Origin of the sequence: Streptomyces oceani (assembly GCF_001751245.1) — a bacterium.
Taxonomy (GTDB): domain Bacteria; phylum Actinomycetota; class Actinomycetes; order Streptomycetales; family Streptomycetaceae; genus Streptomyces; species Streptomyces oceani.
In genome coordinates, this window is record NZ_LJGU01000093.1 from 195,761 (window position 1) to 211,464 (window position 15,704).

A 15,704-nucleotide genomic window follows, 5' to 3' on the forward strand; every position below is an offset into this window, starting at 1 on the left:
ACCGGATTACGTACGAACGCCCGACGCCGGGGATCAGCAGCTGGAGCGCGCGGAGTGCGCGGCGAAGGCCGACCACGCTTCGGAGGAGACGGTCAGCGGTCGGCGCGCCACATCCTTGGAGTCCCGCACCAGCACGGCCCCCGAACCGACCGCGACCTCCACGCAGTTGCCGCCGCCACCGCCGCTGTAGCTGCTCTTGATCCAGACCAGTTCCGTGGTGCTCATAGCGCTCCTCGCATCTGCTTCAACAAGCTCATGGTGACTTGCCTGCTCAGTGCCTGTGAGCGCATCTTGCCATAGCGTTGGAGCATCGCACTCGTCGATTTCGGGTCCCTGATCAGCATGCTTGTGTCGTGCGCTTCGACGTAGCCGACCCAGCGATTGTCCGAGGTTTCCGCGAGATACATCGGCCCTTCGAATCCAGAGTGGTCCTCCTGTTGCTGTGGCATAACCTGAATCTCCACGTTGCGGCGAGCACCCTGCTCGAGTAGATGGCTGAGCAGGACGTCGGTTACTTCCACACCTCCAAAACGTCGTTGGAGCAACCCCTCTTCGATGAGAAAGCAGAAGGTGGTGTTGGGCCGTTCCTCTAGGAGCTGCTGCCTGGCGCGACGGGCTGCCACCTGGCTCTCGAACTGCTCCTCCGTCAGAGGCGGAAGCCGGCGCTCAAAGATCTCCCGGATGTACTGTTCGGGCTGCAACAGGCCAGGGACAACACTGGATTCGTACGCGTACAACGACACCGCCTCCTCCTCGATCGCGGCCCACTGCTGGAACCATGAGGCGAGACCCACCTTGCGCGTGAGGCTGCGCGCCGCCGCGGCCAGCACACGGGCGGCGAGTGGTCCGAGGACGTCCTCGGCACGGTCGATGAGGTCACGGGGCGGGAAGCGCTTGCCCTGTTCGATCTTCGCGATGTACGCCGCCGAGTAGCGCACCCTGGGCGCGAACTCCTCCTGGGTGAGCCGCGACTCGTCCCGCAGAGCCTTCAGAACCGCGCCGAAGGTCCTGAGGCTGTCCGACGGTTCGGGCTCGCCGCCGCTGCCGCACCCGGTCGTGCCGATCGTGTCCGCGCCCATCGAATCCCGCCTCTCCGTGCCCTGTCCCTGCGTAACCACCGCGAGCCACTCATCGTTACGACTCGCCACCGACCCAATCCAGTGGGCGAGGCGATACAGCGGGATATGTATCGGTGCCGGTCCTGTCCGCCCGAGCACCGGGGATGAAGTCTGACCCGCATGATCACACCCGACACCCAAAGCCCCACCCCGCTCCTCACGTTCGTGCAGCGCTTGTCCGCGACCCGACGCGGCGCACGGCTCGCACGACTGCTGGCCGTACAGCAGTTCGTCGAGTGGGAGATCCCGCGCGGGACGGCCGCCCACGACGACGCCGCACTGGTCGTCACCGAGCTGGTGTCCAACGCCGTGTTGCACGATGCGGCACCGGGACGGGACTTCACGCTCCGACTGACCCATGACAGCGGAACCGGAGTCGTCCGTGTCGAGGTGTCCGACACCCACTCGACCGCTCAGTCCGTCCGGCCCGCCGGACCGGGTCACACGCCGGTCGAGGAGCACGGGCGCGGCCTCCTGCTGGTGGACGCGCTCGCGACACGCTGGGGTGTGCGACCGCTGAAGGGCGCCGGCAAGACAGTCTGGGCGGAGTTCGGGACGGAAGCACCATCGGAGGAGCAGGAGTCGGCTCGGTGAGTGGGCCGGTTCGGCGCCCGCCCGTGTCAGTCCGGCCGCTGAGGGAATGCAAGGGTGCGGACGACCCACGACGTACGCCAGTCCTCTCGACGAAAGCGCAGGTCCCAGGTGAACGCACCCACAGCCGCCGGTCAGACCCCGGACCGTCCCAACGTCCTGGTGTTCTTCACCGACCAGCAGCGCTGGGACACCACCGGCGGGCACGGCAACCCGCTCGGCCTCACCCCGGTGCTGGACCGGCTCACCGAACGCGGCGTGCACGTCGAGCACTCCTACACCTGCCAGCCGGTCTGCGCGCCGTCCCGAGCGAGCATGCAGACGGGGCAGTACCCGACCGCGACGGGCGTCTTCCGGAACGGCGTCCCGCTCTCCCCCGAAGTCCCCACGCTGGCACACCACTTCCGGGCCGGCGGCTACGACACCGGCTACATCGGCAAGTGGCACCTGGCCGGAGACGGTTACACCGGCGCCGTACCGGAGGAGTACCGCGGGGGGTACGAGCACTGGCTGGCCGCCAACATCCTGGAGTTCACCTCGGACGCCTACGGCGGCACGCTCTACGACGAGGACGGACAACCGCACGAGTTCGACGGCTACCGCGCGGACGCGGTCGGCGACGCCGCGATCCGCTATCTCGAACGGCCCCGTGACCGGCCGTTCTTCCTCTTCCTCTCGTTCATCGAGCCGCACCACCAGAACTCCCGGGACGACTATCCGGCTCCCGAGGGCTACCGTGAGCGGTACGCCGACCCGTGGACACCTTCCGACCTGACCGCGCTCGGGGGCGGCAACTGGGCGGAGCATCTGCCCGGCTACTACGGCATGGTGCGGCGGCTGGACGAGGTGCTGGGCCGGCTGCTGGACACGTTGGAGGCGCAGGGCACGCTGGAGAACACCGTGGTGCTGTTCACCTCCGACCACGGCTGCCACTTCAAGACCCGCAACAGCGAGTACAAGCGCAGCGTGCACGACGCCTCCATCCGGGTGCCCAGCACGCTGTCAGGGCCCGGGCTGGGCACCGGCGTACGACTGCCGCAGCTGGTCAGCCACGTCGACCTGCCGCCCACCCTGCTGGACGCGGCCGGGCTGCCCGTGCCGGCCCGGATGCAGGGTCGCTCGCTGCTGCCGCTCCTGCGCTCGGCCGGCGACCCCTGGCCGGAGGAGGTGTTGATCCAGGTCAGCGAGTCGGAGGTGGGACGCGCGCTGCGCACCCGGGACTGGAAGTACGGCGTCGTGGCGCCCGAGGCGGACCCGTGGCGGGAAGCCTCCGCCAACCGGTACGTGGACGCGTATCTCTACGACCTGCGGGCGGACCCGGACGAACTGCACAACCTCATCGGTGACCCCGCGCACGGCGAGATCCTGCACGCGCTGCGGCAGCGGCTGGCGGACCGGATCGTCGAGTCCGGCGAGCCGCGTCCGGACATCCGGGCCGCCGCCTTGGACTGAGCCCCGCGGGCACGTCTCCCCCTCCGCCCCCGCTCCCCCCCGGGCCGAACAACGGCGGCCCCGGCGGCGTACGGCGGTCGCGACGGGCTGCGAGAATGGCAGCCCCCAGGAACGAACCAGACCAGAGGGAGACGCACGGTGCCGCACCCCCGACACGGGCGTGGGCAGGGCCCGCGACGCACACACGGCGGTGGCGGTCGACCGCACTCGCCACGCGAGGGCCGGCCCAGGCCGAGCAGCGACAACCTGACGCAGGCACTGCGCCAGCTCGAGGGAGCCTCGTACGGCGGTTACAAGTCGCTCCTGGGCCGCTGGTCACTGCCCGGCTTCGAGCTGGAGATCGTGCGCGGACAGGCCGATCCCTACGCGCCACCGGCCCGGTTGGCGCTGCACGTGCCCGCCGATGTCGCGCAGCTCCCGCCCGAGCTGTACGCGACCGCGGACCGGCGGCGGGCACTGACGAGCTATCTGGCGCGCCGGGCGGCGGAGGCGGTCCAGGCCAGCGGCGCCGCGGACAGGGGCGTCGTGGTCGACGCCGGCGGACAGGAGGTGTTCGACCGCGGCTCGTGCCAGGTGGTGCCGCCCGAGCAGTCGGTCGCCGGACGCGGGCCGGGCTCGGTGACGCTGCGGCTGAACGTACCGCTACCCGGCCGGGGTCGTCGGATCGACGCCTCGGCGGCGGAGCGGCTGCTGTGCACCTCGCTGCCCCGGGTGGTCGACCGTGCGCTGCGGTTCCCGGCACTGGACGGCGAGGACGTACGGCGGTTCGTGGAGACGGTCGAGGACTCCTGCGCGCTGCGCGCGGCGCTGCCCCGGCTCGGCCTGGTGGCGTTCGTCCCGGAGGGCGCGATACTGCCGCGGCGCAGTGGTGTGGACGAACGTCCGCTGACGGGTCCGTCCGCCGTGCCCTTCCGCAGCCCGGCGGAGCTACGGGTCACGGTTGACCTGCCGAACGCCGGCAGCGTGTCCGGCATGGGCGTACCAGAGGGTGTCACGCTGATCGTCGGCGGCGGCTTCCACGGCAAGTCGACGCTGCTGCGCGCGCTGGAGACCGGCATCTGGGACAAGGTGCCGGAAGACGGCAGGGAGTTGGCGGTGGCCCGGCCGGAGACGGTGAAGATCCGGGCGGAGGACGGCCGGCGGATCGAGCGGGTGGACCTGCACGCCTTCGTCAACCACCTGCCGGGCGGCGGCGACACCGCGGACTTCCGCACGGCGAACGCGTCCGGCTCGACCTCGCAGGCCGCGTCCATCGTGGAGGCGGTGGAGGCCGGTGCCCACACGCTGCTGATCGACGAGGACACCGCCGCGACCAATCTGATGATCCGGGACGCCCGGATGCAGGCACTGGTGGCGAAGGAGCGCGAGCCGCTGACTCCGCTGGTGGACCTGGTGCGTTCGCTGCACCGGGACCACGGGGTATCGACGGTGCTGGTGATGGGCGGTTCCGGCGACTACATGGACGTCGCGGACCGGGTGGTCATGATGGACGCGTACGAGCCGGCCGATGTCACCGAGCGGGCCAAGGAGTTGGCCGCGACGCCCACCGGGAGGGACGCGGAGGCCGATGCGTTTCCCGCCCCGATCCACCGGAAACCGGACCCGACGTCCGTGGACAGCACGGCGCGTGGCCGTACGAAGATCACCGCGCGCGGCAGGGACGCGATCGTCTTCGGCGAGCAGTCGGTGAGCATGCGCGCGGTGGAGCCCACCGCCGATCAGCGGCACCTGGTGGGCATCGGGCTGGCGATGGAACTCCTCGTGCGGGAGGGCTATCTGGACGGCAGGCGCACCCTGGCCGCGGGTCTGCTGCGGCTGGAGGACGACCTCGCACGGGGCGCCGGTGCGTTGCTGGCCATCCGGGACGAGGACTTCGCCGTGCCGAGCCGGTTCGAGGTCGCCGCCGCGCTCAACCGGCTTCCCGGGTTGTCCGTGCTCCGCTGAGCCGCCGTCCGTAGGCCCGTACGCCCGCTTCCCGTACCGCCACGGGGGCGGGCGTACCCGAAGGCGACCGTCTTCTCGTGGTCAATGCCCGCCATGGGGGCGGGGGTTGGGGTATCGGCTTCCCCTCCCACCCGTAGGGGGGACATTCCCAACCCGGTGCCTTGCATACGTCCGGACGTCTCGGGCACTCGGCGGGACAGTCCAGGACCGGTTGGCGGTCCTCGGCACCTCGAGTGATCAGGCGGTTCGCACCATGACGACGGCGCGCACGGAGGACGGAGGCGACACCCCGGACGGGGCGGGAGACCTCTCCCCCCTTGAAGCGATGCGCGCCGCCGCTCGGCAGTTGACCGAACTGTTGGGCGCGGAGCCGTCCTCCGTATCGGCCCTGAGGTCCGTGGAGGCCGGCTGGTCGGCGGACGTCGAGGTGGTCGAGATCGAACGGATACCGGACACCAGCAGTGTCATGGCGTCCTACCGGGTCCAACTCGACCGGCAGGGCCGCCTGCTCGGCTATGAGCGCGTCCGTCGGTACGCCAGAGGACAGATCGACCGCTGAGCGTGCCCACGGGCACCACCCCTCCCGCCCGGCTCTGCCGTCGCACGGCGCCGCGGAGCGAAGGGATGACCAAACATGACGGTAGTACCGCAAACCCAGACAACCGATAGGGGTTCCGGCTCCGGCTCCGGGAACCTCTATGACGTCCTCGAACTCATCCTCGACCGGGGGCTGGTCATCGACGCCTTCGTGCGCGTGTCACTCGTCGGCATCGAGATCCTCAAGATCGACGTCCGGGTCGTCGTGGCCAGCGTCGACACCTACCTGAAGTTCGCCGAGGCCTGCAACCGGCTCGACCTGGAGTCCGGTCGCAAGCAACCCACCCAACTGACCGACATCGTGGGGGAGGCCACCGAGAGCGGCGCCAAGGGCAAGTCCAAGGGCGCCCTGACCGGTGCCGTCGAGGCGTTCAGCGAGTCCCTACAGAGCGGCGGGAACGGCGGGGGCGACGAGGAGAAGCATGCGGAACGCGAGCCGAGGAAACGGTCGTCCTCGACCTCCTCAGGCAGCCGACGGACCGCCCGCCGCGGTGAGGAGTGAGCCATGTCGACGTACGTCTACGCGATCACCCTGGCCGACCACCCGGTCGACGTGGCGAACCTGCCGGGTGTCGGCGACCCGCCCTCCCTGCCCCGCACCCTGGGCACCCCGCGGCTGACCGCCGTGGTCAGTGACGCCCCGGAGGATCTCCGGGCCAAACGCCGCGACCTGCTGGCTCATCAGCACGTCCTGGAACGGTTGATGGCCGACGGTGCCGTGCTCCCCATGCGTTTCGGCCTGGTGAGCCCGGACGACCAACAGGTGCGTGCGGCACTGGAGGAGCACCGGGACGCGTACACCGAACGCCTCGGCGAGCTGACCGGCTGCCTGGAGTACAACCTCAAGGCCGCCCGCGACGAGGACGACCGGCTCCGGGAGATCGTCGCCGACTCGGCGGAGATCCGGCGGCTCAACGACCTCACGCGGCGCGATCCGAACGCGCACGACCAGCGGGTCACCCTGGGGGAGCTCGTCTCGAACGAGGTACGCGCCCGGCGGGATCGGGAGGCGGAGGACCTCCTCGCCCGGCTGGCCCCGGAGGTCGCCGAGCACGCCGTCGGGGACCCCGGCGAAGCGCACTTCCTCAACGTCTCGTTTCTCGTGAGCCGGGAGCAGGCGGCTTCGCTGACCCGGCGGGTGGACGAGGAGGCCACACGTCGGGGTGCCGCGTACACCCTGAACCTGAACGGACCGCTACCGCCGTACAGCTTCGTCTGAGCGAGGCGGACGCACGACACGACGGAGGCCGGCATGGGCCTTGTGGGACAGCTGCTGACCTTCCCCCTCGCCCCGCTGCGGGGCACGAACTGGGTGCTTCAGCAGGTCCTGGAGACCGCTGAACGCGAGTACTACGACCCGGCACCGGTGCGAGCGGCACTGAGCGAACTGGAACGACAGCTCCTGAACGGCGACATCACCGAAGAGGAGTTCGACCGGCGGGAGGACGAGCTGCTGGCGGAGTTCACCTGGCGTACGGAGCAGCAACGGCGCCTGAACTCCTGAGGTACGTGGGATCTCCGGATCCTCAGGCCCCCGTGTCCCGGACTCCGGTCCTGATCCCTGATCGAACGACAGAGGTGCATCACCAGATGACGAACCACACCGCGCGAATAGGCGGTGCGCTCGTGGGGGGATACCTCCTCGGACGCACCAGGAAGGCCAGGATGGCTCTCGGCCTCGGCATGTTCCTCGCCGGGCGGAAACTCAGCATGAACCCGCAACGACTCGGCAGGATGGCGGCCAACTCACCCGCGCTCAGCGGCCTCAGCGACCAGGCTTGCAAGGAAGTCGTGGACGCCACGAAGTCCGCCGCGACCTCCGCGCTGACCAAGCGGGCCGAGGGTCTCGCCGAGACGCTGCACCAGCGCACGCTCGACCTCGGCGGTACGCCGGGCGAGTCCGACGAGGACGCGGAGGAGCCCGGCGACACGGATGCGGAAGCCGACACGCGGGAGGACACCGCCAAGTCCGCCGACGACGAGGGCGGCGCCAAGCGGTCCGCCCCACGGCGCCGGGCACCGGCCGGGAGGAAGACCTCCTCCGGCAGGACTGGATCGGGGAAAAGCGGTTCCGGCAAGCCGGGTTCCGAGAAGACGTCCCGGGCCGCGTCGGCGAAACGCACGTCCGACGGGGCCAGTACCACCAGGGCCGCAAGCACGGGCACGACCAAGAGCGCCACCAAGAACGCCACCAAGAGCGTCCAGGCGGCCTCCGGTGGTCGGCGATCCAGCGCACGGGGAGGCGACCATGGCTGAGTCCACCCTGCGCAGGTTCGCCGACCAAGTGGCCCAGGACCCGGCGACGGACCGGCTGAAGCAGGAACTCCAGAGCTACGCACGCGCACGAGCTGAGCAGGCCGTGACCAACCTCGGGCACAAACTGGGCGAGAGCGTGCAGAAGCTCGGCGACCCGGGCGAGGGAGGCGGGCTGCCCAGCGGCCTCTCGAAGGGCGCCAAGGCGCTCAGCGAGGGTGAGTCGCCCGCGAAGGCGGCGGCCACCGCGGGCGCGACCCAACTCAAGGACACCGTCAAGGACAAGGTGAAGGGCCTCTTCGGCAAGGGCGGTGGCGGTGGCAAGAGTGGAGGCGGCAAGTCCAAGAGCGTCACCGTGATCGAGGACATCGACGTCGGTGTCCCCCTACGGGAGGCGTACGACCAGTGGACCCAGTACCAGGAGTTCAGCACCTTCGCCAAGGGCGTCGTCAGCGTGGAGAAGGCGGACGAGACCAGCAGCAACTGGAAGGTGAAGGTCGCCAAGTCCACCCGTGGTTGGCGGGCCAACGTCACCGAGCAGATCCCGGACGAACGCATCGCCTGGACCACCGAGGGCGCCAAGGGCACCGTCAAGGGAGTGGTGACCTTCCACCGCCTCGCCGACAACCTGACCCGGGTACTGCTGGTGCTGGAGTACTTCCCGGTCGGGCTGTTCGAGAAGACCGGCAACATCTGGCGCGCCCAGGGCCGTCGGGCCCGGCTGGACCTCAAGCAGTACCGCAGGTTCCTGATGCTGCGTGGCACGGCCACGGACGGCTGGCGCGGCGAGATCCGGGACGGCGAAGTGGTCGTGCAGCACGCGGACGCCGTCGCCGAGGAGGGGGCCGAGGAGGACGACGGCCAACTCCCGGACGAGGGTGACCAGGACGAGCCGGTCGCGGAGGAGGACGAGCCGGAGGCCGGCGACACCGAAGAGGCCGACGCGGACGACCCGGACGACGAGAGCGACGAGAGCGACGAGGCGGAAGAGGCGGCAGAGGACCCGGAGACCGAGGACCCGGAGGAAGAGGACCCGGAGGCGGAGCTCCCGGAAGACGTCGAGGAACCCACTGATCAGCCGCGACCTGCTCGCCGCTGAACGACCCCCGAGCGCAGACAGGGGTGATCCACATGTCCGAAGAACTCCCCGGGCGTACGAGTGCCACCCGCCCGCTCGCCGCCTCGTACGGCCAGCAGGGCTCGTCCGCCAACCTCGCCGACATCCTGGAACGAGTGCTCGACCGGGGCGTTGTCATCGCCGGTGACATCCAGATCAACCTGCTGGACATCGAGCTGCTGACGATCAAGCTACGGCTGTTGGTCGCCTCGGTGGACAAGGCGAAGGAGATGGGCATCGACTGGTGGGAGCATGACCCGTCGCTCTCCTCCCGCGCGCGGCCCGAAGCCCGTACCTCCCCCGAGTCACCGGCGGTGACCGGTGCGGACACCGAGGCGGGAGGCGCGGCGGGAGATGACGCGCTCGCCGAGGAGAACGCCAGGCTGCGGGCGGAGCTGTCCCAGTTGCGAGCCGACATGGAACTGCCGGCCGGCACGGTACCCACGGCCGGAAGGAGGGACCGATGAACGGCGTGCTCTGTTACGTCTACGCGGTCGGCGACCAGGACGCCCCGCTGGCCGGCGTGCCCGCCCGGGTCGAGGGCCTGGACGGCTCGGCGCTGCGCACGGTGTCCGCCGCCGGCCTGAGCGCCCTGGTCAGCTCGGTGGCCGAGGAACGGTACGACGAGACCGGCCTGGCCGCCCAGCTGGAGGACCTGGCACGGGTGGAGGTCGTCGCCCGCCGGCACCACGCGGTGGTGGAGGCGGCCTACCAGCATGCCTACGTCCTGCCGATGCGGCTGGCGACGCTCTGTCGGGACGACGACCGGGTGGCCGGCATGCTGGACGAACGCGGTGCGGAGTTCCGGGCGTTGCTGAACCGGTTGACCGGCCGGGCCGAGTGGGGTGTCAAGGTCTACGCGGACCCGTCGGCCGCCGAGGAGCCCGCGCCCGCCACCCCGGCCCGCGCTGGCCGGGAGCCGCCCGACCCGAGACCGGGCCGGGCGTACCTCCGACAACGCCGCACCCAACGCGACGGCCGGCGGGAGGCCCGACGCGCGGCCGAGTCGGTGGCCCTCCGGGTCTCCGATACGGCCGCCGCCCTCGCGGTCGCCGGCATGGCACACCGTCCGCAGCAGGGGGAACTGGCCACCGGACCCGGGGAGAACATCGCCAATGACGCGTATCTGGTGGAAACCGAGCGCGCCGGGGACTTCGCCGCGAAGCTGCACCGGTTGGCGGAGGAGTCCCCGGGCGTGCGGATCGAGGTGACCGGCCCGTGGGCCCCCTACTCCTTCGCGACGCCGTCCGATGCCTGAGCCCACGGCCCGTACACCCTCCCGCGACCGGTCGGGGTCGGGAGCCGAACACGCCCCCGCGTGGGGGGCCGCGCCGGTTCCCGGACCGGAAACCGGCGCGCGCGCCGAGCGCGCCCATCCGAGCCGGAGCGCCGGAGCGGACGAGTTGGCGGGGCGGCAGGTCGCGTTGATCGACCTGCTCGACCGACTGCTGACCGGCGGCGCGGTGCTCACCGGGGACGTGGTGCTCTCCATCGCCGGCACCGACCTCGTCCACATCAACCTGCGCGCGGTCATCCGCTCGGTCACGCCGGACGATCCAGCCCCCTGGTGAGTTCACGCCGCCCCCGCCGGCCGCAGCGCGCCGTATCGTACGAAGGGAGGCCCACCATGCCCGAGGAATCCGGGTACGTCTTCGGCGACCCCCGCTGGGACGAGGTCGCGCGGGCCGCCGCGCACGCTTTCGACCTGCTCCCCGCCGGCGGCGCGGAGCCGTCCGGTGCGGGCGCTGGGCGGCCCCGTACGGCCGCCCAGCGCCTGCACACGGACCCGGACACGGTTGAACGGGATCTGGTCAAGCTCGTGTTGACCATCGTGGAGCTGCTGCGCCAACTGATGGAACGCACCGCGCTGCACCGGGTCGACCAGGGCGACCTGGGTGAGGACCAGGAGGAACGCGTCGGGATGACGCTGATGGTGCTGCACGACCGGATGACGGAGCTGTGCGAGCGATACGACCTGACCATGGCGGATCTCGATCTGGATCTCGGCCCACTGGGGTCACTGTTGGGCCCGGGAGAAGCCTGAGGGGCGGCGTCGGCTTAGCCGTCAGGCGCGCAGGTCCACGACGCCCTTGATGTCCTCCGCGCCCTTGTCCAGAGCGTCCGTGAAGTCGCCCATCGGCACCCGGCGGGTCAGCAGCCGTTCGAGCCAGGGCCGGTCCGCGCGGAGCAGCGCGGCGGCGGCCTGCTCGTAGTGCCGGCGGGCGGCGTTGACCGTACCGAAGATCACCCTGTTCTCCAGGACCATCTCCTTGTTCAGTTCGTCGGCGGAGACCCGGACGCTGTGGCTGCCGGAGGAGACCCCGGTCAGGCAGATGACGGCGTTGGGCGCGACGGCCCCGCACAGCTCGAAGACCAGGGGCCCGTGGCCGGTGCACTCGATGACCACGTCCGGCACCAGGCCGAGGTCGCGGACGTCGCCCGTGTGGAAGAAGCCGCCCAGGTCCCGTACGAGGGTCGGCTTGGGCCCCGAGTCGTCCAGGTCCAACACGTGTGTCTCCATGCCGTGTTGCGTCGAGAGCAACGCGGCCAGCAGGCCGATTGGCCCGGCCCCGGTGACCAGCGTGCGGCGCGGCCGGGCGGAGGAGCGGGCAGTGATCCGCGTCACCTGCTCCCATGCCTTGGCCAGTACGGACGCGGGCTCCACCAGCACCCCGGAGTCGCCCAGCGCGGGGTCCAGGCGGACGACGAACTCCGGGTCGGCACGCCAACGCTCGGCGGCGAACCCGTCCCGCTCCTTGATGCCGCGCTCGGTGTACCGCCCGTTCCGGCAGAAGTCCCAGTCGCCCACCGCACAGGGTGGGCAGGGCACGGGATCGGGCCGCCGCACGATTCCCGCCACCGCGTCGCCGGTGGCGAGACCGCTGTCCGGCGGGGCGTCCCGTACGCGGCCCAGGGACTCGTGCCCCGGCACCAGTCGGGGTCGACCGGGCGGCGGGGTGCCGTAGCCGTGGCGCACGATGTCGACGTCCGTGCCGCAGATACCCAGCAGGTGGCCCTCCACCAGGACGGAGCCGTCGTCCTCCGGGGGTTCGGGACGTTCCTCGAGGCGTGTGCGGTCCGCCGCGCCCGGCACCACGGTGATCGCTCGCATCCGTGCGGCCTCCGATCGCTGTCTCGGGCCACGGTCACCACCGGGCGACCGGCCGTCGGGCCGCGGTGGACGCGCGCCCGCTGTCGGGTCAGGTCGCGCCGGCCCCGCCGGACACACCGGCCGCCAGCAGAGCGGAGTGCTCCCGGATCTGCTCCCGGGTGAGGTAGGCGTTGGTGTACTCGAAGTCCCGCAGCGTGGCCTGCTGTCCGGACAGGAAGCCGATGCGGACGAAGTCGTCCCCGGCCGTGGCGTTCAGCAGCCAGTTGGTCAGCACCCGCGCCTTGGAGACCTGCGTACGCATCGCCATGACGTGGTAGCCCCGCGCGACCGCCTGCGCCGGCAGTCCCCGAAGCTCCAGGCCGACCGGCTTGGACACCCCGTCGGTCTCGCCCAGGTCCACGACCAGCCCCAGGTCACGGTGCCGGTACGGCTGGAGTGGCTGGCCTCGCAGTCGCCGGATGATGTTCGCCGCGCACGCCTTGCCCTGTCGCAGCGCGTGCTGTGCGGTGGTCGGGCAGACGGCGCCGTCGCCCTCCACGAGGTTGGGCACGGCGGCGGAGTCCCCGATGGCGAACACCCCGTCGAAGCCCGGCAGGCTCATGTCCGGGGCGACGGCCAGCCGGCCCTTCACGGTCTCCGCGCCGAGCGTGCCCACCAGCGGGCTCGGCGCGACGCCCGCGGTCCAGATCAACGTACGGCAGGGCAGCACCCGTCCGTCGGTGAGTCGCAGGCTCTCCGGGCCCGCTTCGGCGACGGAGACACCAAGCGACACCTCGATGCCACGACGACGCAGGATGCGCAGCGTGCTCTCGCCCAGTGACTCGCCCAGTTCCGGCATGACCCGGTCGGCCACGTCGATCAGGTGCCACTTGATCAGCGCCGGGTCGAGCCGCGGGTAGCGGCGGATCGCGGCGTCGGTGAGCCGCTGCAGGTAGGTCGCGGTCTCCGTGCCGGCGTAGCCGCCGCCCACCACGACGAACCGCAGCCGGGAGGCCCGCTCCTCGGGGTCGTCGCTGGCGTCGGCGAGGTCGAGCTGCGCGATCACGTGGTCCCGGAGGTACGCCGCCTCCGCGAGGGTCTTCATGCCGTGCGCCTGGTCGACGAGTCCCGGGATGTCGAAGGTGCGGGTGATGCTGCCCGGGGCCAGCACGATCAGGTCGTAGCGTTCGTACACCGTCTCTCCGGTGATCTTGCGGATCACGCAGACCTTCGCGTCGGGGTCCACCCCGATCGCTCCACCGGGGACGATCCGGGTGCGGTACCGGGAGCTTCGACGCAGCGATACGGCCACCGCCTGCGGCGGCAGCACACCACCGGCGACCTGCGGCAGCAGCGGTAGGTACAGCTGGTAGGAGAACGGCGTGACCAGCGCGATCTCCGCCTCGCCCGGAGTCAGTCGGCGCTCCAGGCGGCGTACGCACTCCACGCCGGCGAAGCCCGCGCCCACCACGAGAATCCTGGGTCGTGCCACGGTGTCGGTCCCTTCTGGCTGCGGGTGCCCGGGTGACGCCGGGTTCCCGAGAGCCCGGCCCTCACTCCCCATGATCGGTGGCGAACCGCCATCCGGCTCGTCGGGGCGCACGCCCGCGAGGGGCTCCTACGGACGCGTGCCCGGACCGTACGGCTCACCCGAACGGCGGCGGTCGCCTGTGCCAGCCACCCTGCCGGACACACGCTGGTCCGCATGTCGCGCCTGTCCCGAACTGCCCTGGTGCTGGCGGCGCTGCCGCTCGCGGTGATGCTGCGGTGGGAGTCCCCGGCCCGGCCGGGGAACACCGACGAACCCACGGAGACGACCCGGCCGGCCACCGCCCCGCGTCCCCGACTGGTGGAGCGCGATGCCTGGCACGCGGACGAGGGACTCGTACGCGAGGCCCCGAAGTATCTCCCCGAGGTGCGCGCGGTCTTCGTCCACCACACCAACCATCCGGCGGACTACGACTGTGCCGATGTCCCCCGGATGCTGCGGGCCCTGGAGTCCGCCCACGTCCGCGCGAAGGGCTGGGACGACGTCGGCTACCAGTACGTCGTGGACCGCTGCGGCACGGTGTATGAGGGGCGGGGCGGCGGCGACGCGGAACGCACGGTGCGTGGCGCGCACACCAAGGGGTTCAACAGGACGACCGTGGGGATAGCCGCGCTCGGCGACTTCTCCGCCGGCGAGCCGGTGCCCCGCGCAATGCTGGACGCCATCGCGGCGGTGGCCGCCTGGAAGCTGCCACCGGACGCCGATCCGCACGGCGCGGTGTGGCTGCGTTCCACCAATGACGAGAGCCGCTTCGACGAGCGGTCGAGGGCCCGCTTCCCGGTGATCACGGGCCACCGGGACGCCTTCGAGACCGACTGCCCCGGCGACGCGTTGTACGCCGAACTGCCGCTGCTGCGCGACGAGGTAGCGCGGCTACGGGCACAGGCGACGGCGGCCTCGGCGGCTTCGACGGACTGACCGGCCAGGCGCCCCGGGCCAGGGTGGCTGGCCGCCCCGCCCGAGGCCGCAGCACCCCGTAGGGGGTACGGATAAGTGCACCCCGCGCTCGGTGCGTACGGCCATCGGCGCGACCCCACACGCTCCGTAGCGTCGTTCTCGACGGCGCACACCGGCGTCAAGAGGGTCATGAGGGGAAGTGAGAGACATGTTCCGGCAGCACGAGGAGCAACCGGCAAGGCACCCGGAAGCCCTGCGGCTCGTGTCCGTACGCAAGGTGTACGGCTCGGGCGCGCGGGCCGCGGACGCCCAACAGAGCACGCGGGCCGCACAGGCCGAGAATCAGGTGACCGCGCTGGACGGGGTGTCCCTGAGTCTGCCCGCCGGCAGCTTCACCGCGGTCATGGGGCCGTCCGGCTCCGGGAAGAGCACGCTGTTGCAGTGCGCCGCCGGCCTGGACCAGCCGAGCAGCGGCGTGGTGGTGGTGGACGGCGCTGAACTGGTCGGCGGGAGCGAGACGGAGCTGACGAAGTTCCGACGGCAGCGGATCGGTTTCGTGTTCCAGCAGTTCAACCTGCTGCCGACGCTGACCGTGCTGCAGAACGTCACGCTGCCACTGCGGCTCGCGGGCCGCAGGGTCGACCGGCAGGCGGCCGTACGCGTCCTGGAGGAGGTCGGTCTCGGGGAGCGGTTGGGCTACCGCCCGGCGGAACTCTCCGGCGGCCAGCAGCAGCGTGTGGCGATCGCCCGGGCCCTGGTCACCAACCCACGGGTGCTCTTCGGTGACGAGCCGACCGGTGCCCTGGACACCAGGAGCGCGCGCATCGTGCTGGACCTGCTGCGGCGGGCGGTGCGCGACTACGGCCAGACGGTGGTGATGGTGACCCACGACCCGGTCGCCGCGTCGTACGCCGACTCCGTGCTGTTCCTCGCCGACGGGCGGTTGGCCGGTCGGCTGGAGCGGCCCACGGCGGAGGCCGTGGCCGAGCGGATGGCGCACCTGGGTGACGAGGTGCTGGCCGCTCCGGCACCGGGCCAGTCATACGGCGGCTCCGGCGGACCGTGGCAGCCCGTCAACCAGGGGGTGTGAGCCCG

The 15,704-nt window shown here is 71.3% G+C and carries 19 protein-coding genes; 15 read left to right on the forward strand and 4 right to left on the reverse strand.

The window, feature by feature from the left end; translation table 11 throughout:
• Positions 1-33: 33 nt before the first annotated feature.
• Complete coding sequence (locus AN216_RS02180) at positions 34-225, reverse strand: DUF397 domain-containing protein (RefSeq protein ID WP_070194840.1); 192 nt, start codon at positions 223-225, stop codon at positions 34-36.
• A complete protein-coding gene (locus AN216_RS02185) occupies positions 222-1,079 on the reverse strand; it encodes a helix-turn-helix domain-containing protein (protein WP_070194881.1) in 858 nt (285 codons plus the stop codon). The genes AN216_RS02180 and AN216_RS02185 overlap by 4 nt, the downstream gene beginning before the upstream one ends.
• Positions 1,080-1,238: 159 nt before the next feature.
• Between AN216_RS02185 and AN216_RS02190 the strand changes: the two genes are divergently transcribed.
• From AN216_RS02190 to AN216_RS02250, 13 genes are all read left to right on the forward strand, one after another.
• Entirely contained in the window at positions 1,239-1,712 is a 474-nt protein-coding gene (locus AN216_RS02190; RefSeq protein ID WP_070194841.1) for an ATP-binding protein, read from the forward strand.
• A 108-nt stretch (positions 1,713-1,820) separates the two neighbouring features.
• Entirely contained in the window at positions 1,821-3,161 is a 1,341-nt protein-coding gene (locus AN216_RS02195) for a sulfatase family protein (RefSeq protein WP_070194842.1), read from the forward strand.
• Between the two features lie 138 nt (positions 3,162-3,299).
• Positions 3,300-5,105 (forward strand): ABC-ATPase domain-containing protein, encoded by a 1,806-nt coding sequence (locus AN216_RS02200; RefSeq protein WP_079166148.1) that lies wholly within the window; start codon positions 3,300-3,302, stop codon positions 5,103-5,105.
• Positions 5,106-5,358: 253 nt separating this feature from the next.
• The gene (locus tag AN216_RS02205; RefSeq protein WP_079166159.1) at positions 5,359-5,664 is read left to right on the forward strand and encodes a gas vesicle protein GvpO; all 306 of its coding nucleotides are present in this window, start codon (positions 5,359-5,361) and stop codon (positions 5,662-5,664) included.
• A gap of 75 nt (positions 5,665-5,739) precedes the next feature.
• Positions 5,740-6,204 (forward strand): gas vesicle structural protein GvpA, encoded by a 465-nt coding sequence (locus tag AN216_RS02210; RefSeq protein ID WP_070194843.1) that lies wholly within the window; start codon positions 5,740-5,742, stop codon positions 6,202-6,204.
• A gap of 3 nt (positions 6,205-6,207) precedes the next feature.
• Positions 6,208-6,921 carry a GvpL/GvpF family gas vesicle protein gene (locus tag AN216_RS02215; RefSeq protein ID WP_070194844.1) on the forward strand — a complete coding sequence of 238 codons (714 nt, stop codon included), beginning with the start codon at positions 6,208-6,210 and terminating at the stop codon, positions 6,919-6,921.
• Positions 6,922-6,954: 33 nt separating this feature from the next.
• Positions 6,955-7,206 carry a gas vesicle protein GvpG gene (locus AN216_RS02220; RefSeq protein ID WP_070194845.1) on the forward strand — a complete coding sequence of 84 codons (252 nt, stop codon included), beginning with the start codon at positions 6,955-6,957 and terminating at the stop codon, positions 7,204-7,206.
• A gap of 86 nt (positions 7,207-7,292) precedes the next feature.
• Entirely contained in the window at positions 7,293-7,958 is a 666-nt protein-coding gene (locus AN216_RS02225) for a prolipoprotein diacylglyceryl transferase (RefSeq protein ID WP_070194846.1), read from the forward strand.
• Positions 7,951-9,054 (forward strand): SRPBCC family protein, encoded by a 1,104-nt coding sequence (locus tag AN216_RS02230; protein WP_070194847.1) that lies wholly within the window; start codon positions 7,951-7,953, stop codon positions 9,052-9,054. The genes AN216_RS02225 and AN216_RS02230 overlap by 8 nt, the downstream gene beginning before the upstream one ends.
• A gap of 32 nt (positions 9,055-9,086) precedes the next feature.
• Positions 9,087-9,539 (forward strand): gas vesicle protein, encoded by a 453-nt coding sequence (locus AN216_RS02235; protein ID WP_070194884.1) that lies wholly within the window; start codon positions 9,087-9,089, stop codon positions 9,537-9,539.
• Positions 9,536-10,330, forward strand: a complete 795-nt coding sequence (locus AN216_RS02240; protein ID WP_070194848.1) for a GvpL/GvpF family gas vesicle protein — start codon at positions 9,536-9,538, stop codon at positions 10,328-10,330. Before AN216_RS02235 ends, AN216_RS02240 begins: the two co-directional genes overlap by 4 nt.
• Before the next feature lie 145 nt (positions 10,331-10,475).
• Positions 10,476-10,643: a gas vesicle protein gene (locus AN216_RS29905; RefSeq protein ID WP_070194849.1), complete on the forward strand. Its 168-nt coding sequence runs from the start codon at positions 10,476-10,478 to the stop codon at positions 10,641-10,643.
• A gap of 56 nt (positions 10,644-10,699) precedes the next feature.
• Positions 10,700-11,116 (forward strand): gas vesicle protein K, encoded by a 417-nt coding sequence (locus AN216_RS02250; protein WP_070194850.1) that lies wholly within the window; start codon positions 10,700-10,702, stop codon positions 11,114-11,116.
• A 21-nt stretch (positions 11,117-11,137) separates the two neighbouring features.
• Here the strand turns inward: AN216_RS02250 and AN216_RS02255 are convergent, their stop codons facing one another.
• Positions 11,138-12,184 carry a glucose 1-dehydrogenase gene (locus AN216_RS02255; protein WP_070194851.1) on the reverse strand — a complete coding sequence of 349 codons (1,047 nt, stop codon included), beginning with the start codon at positions 12,182-12,184 and terminating at the stop codon, positions 11,138-11,140.
• Between the two features lie 88 nt (positions 12,185-12,272).
• Positions 12,273-13,655, reverse strand: a complete 1,383-nt coding sequence (locus tag AN216_RS02260; RefSeq protein WP_070194852.1) for an NAD(P)/FAD-dependent oxidoreductase — start codon at positions 13,653-13,655, stop codon at positions 12,273-12,275.
• Between the two features lie 213 nt (positions 13,656-13,868).
• Here AN216_RS02260 and AN216_RS02265 point away from each other — a divergent pair, with 213 nt between their 5' ends.
• A complete protein-coding gene (locus AN216_RS02265; protein WP_070194853.1) occupies positions 13,869-14,630 on the forward strand; it encodes a peptidoglycan recognition protein family protein in 762 nt (253 codons plus the stop codon).
• A 187-nt stretch (positions 14,631-14,817) separates the two neighbouring features.
• The gene (locus AN216_RS02270) at positions 14,818-15,699 is read left to right on the forward strand and encodes an ABC transporter ATP-binding protein (RefSeq protein ID WP_070194854.1); all 882 of its coding nucleotides are present in this window, start codon (positions 14,818-14,820) and stop codon (positions 15,697-15,699) included.
• Positions 15,700-15,704: the final 5 nt, after the last annotated feature.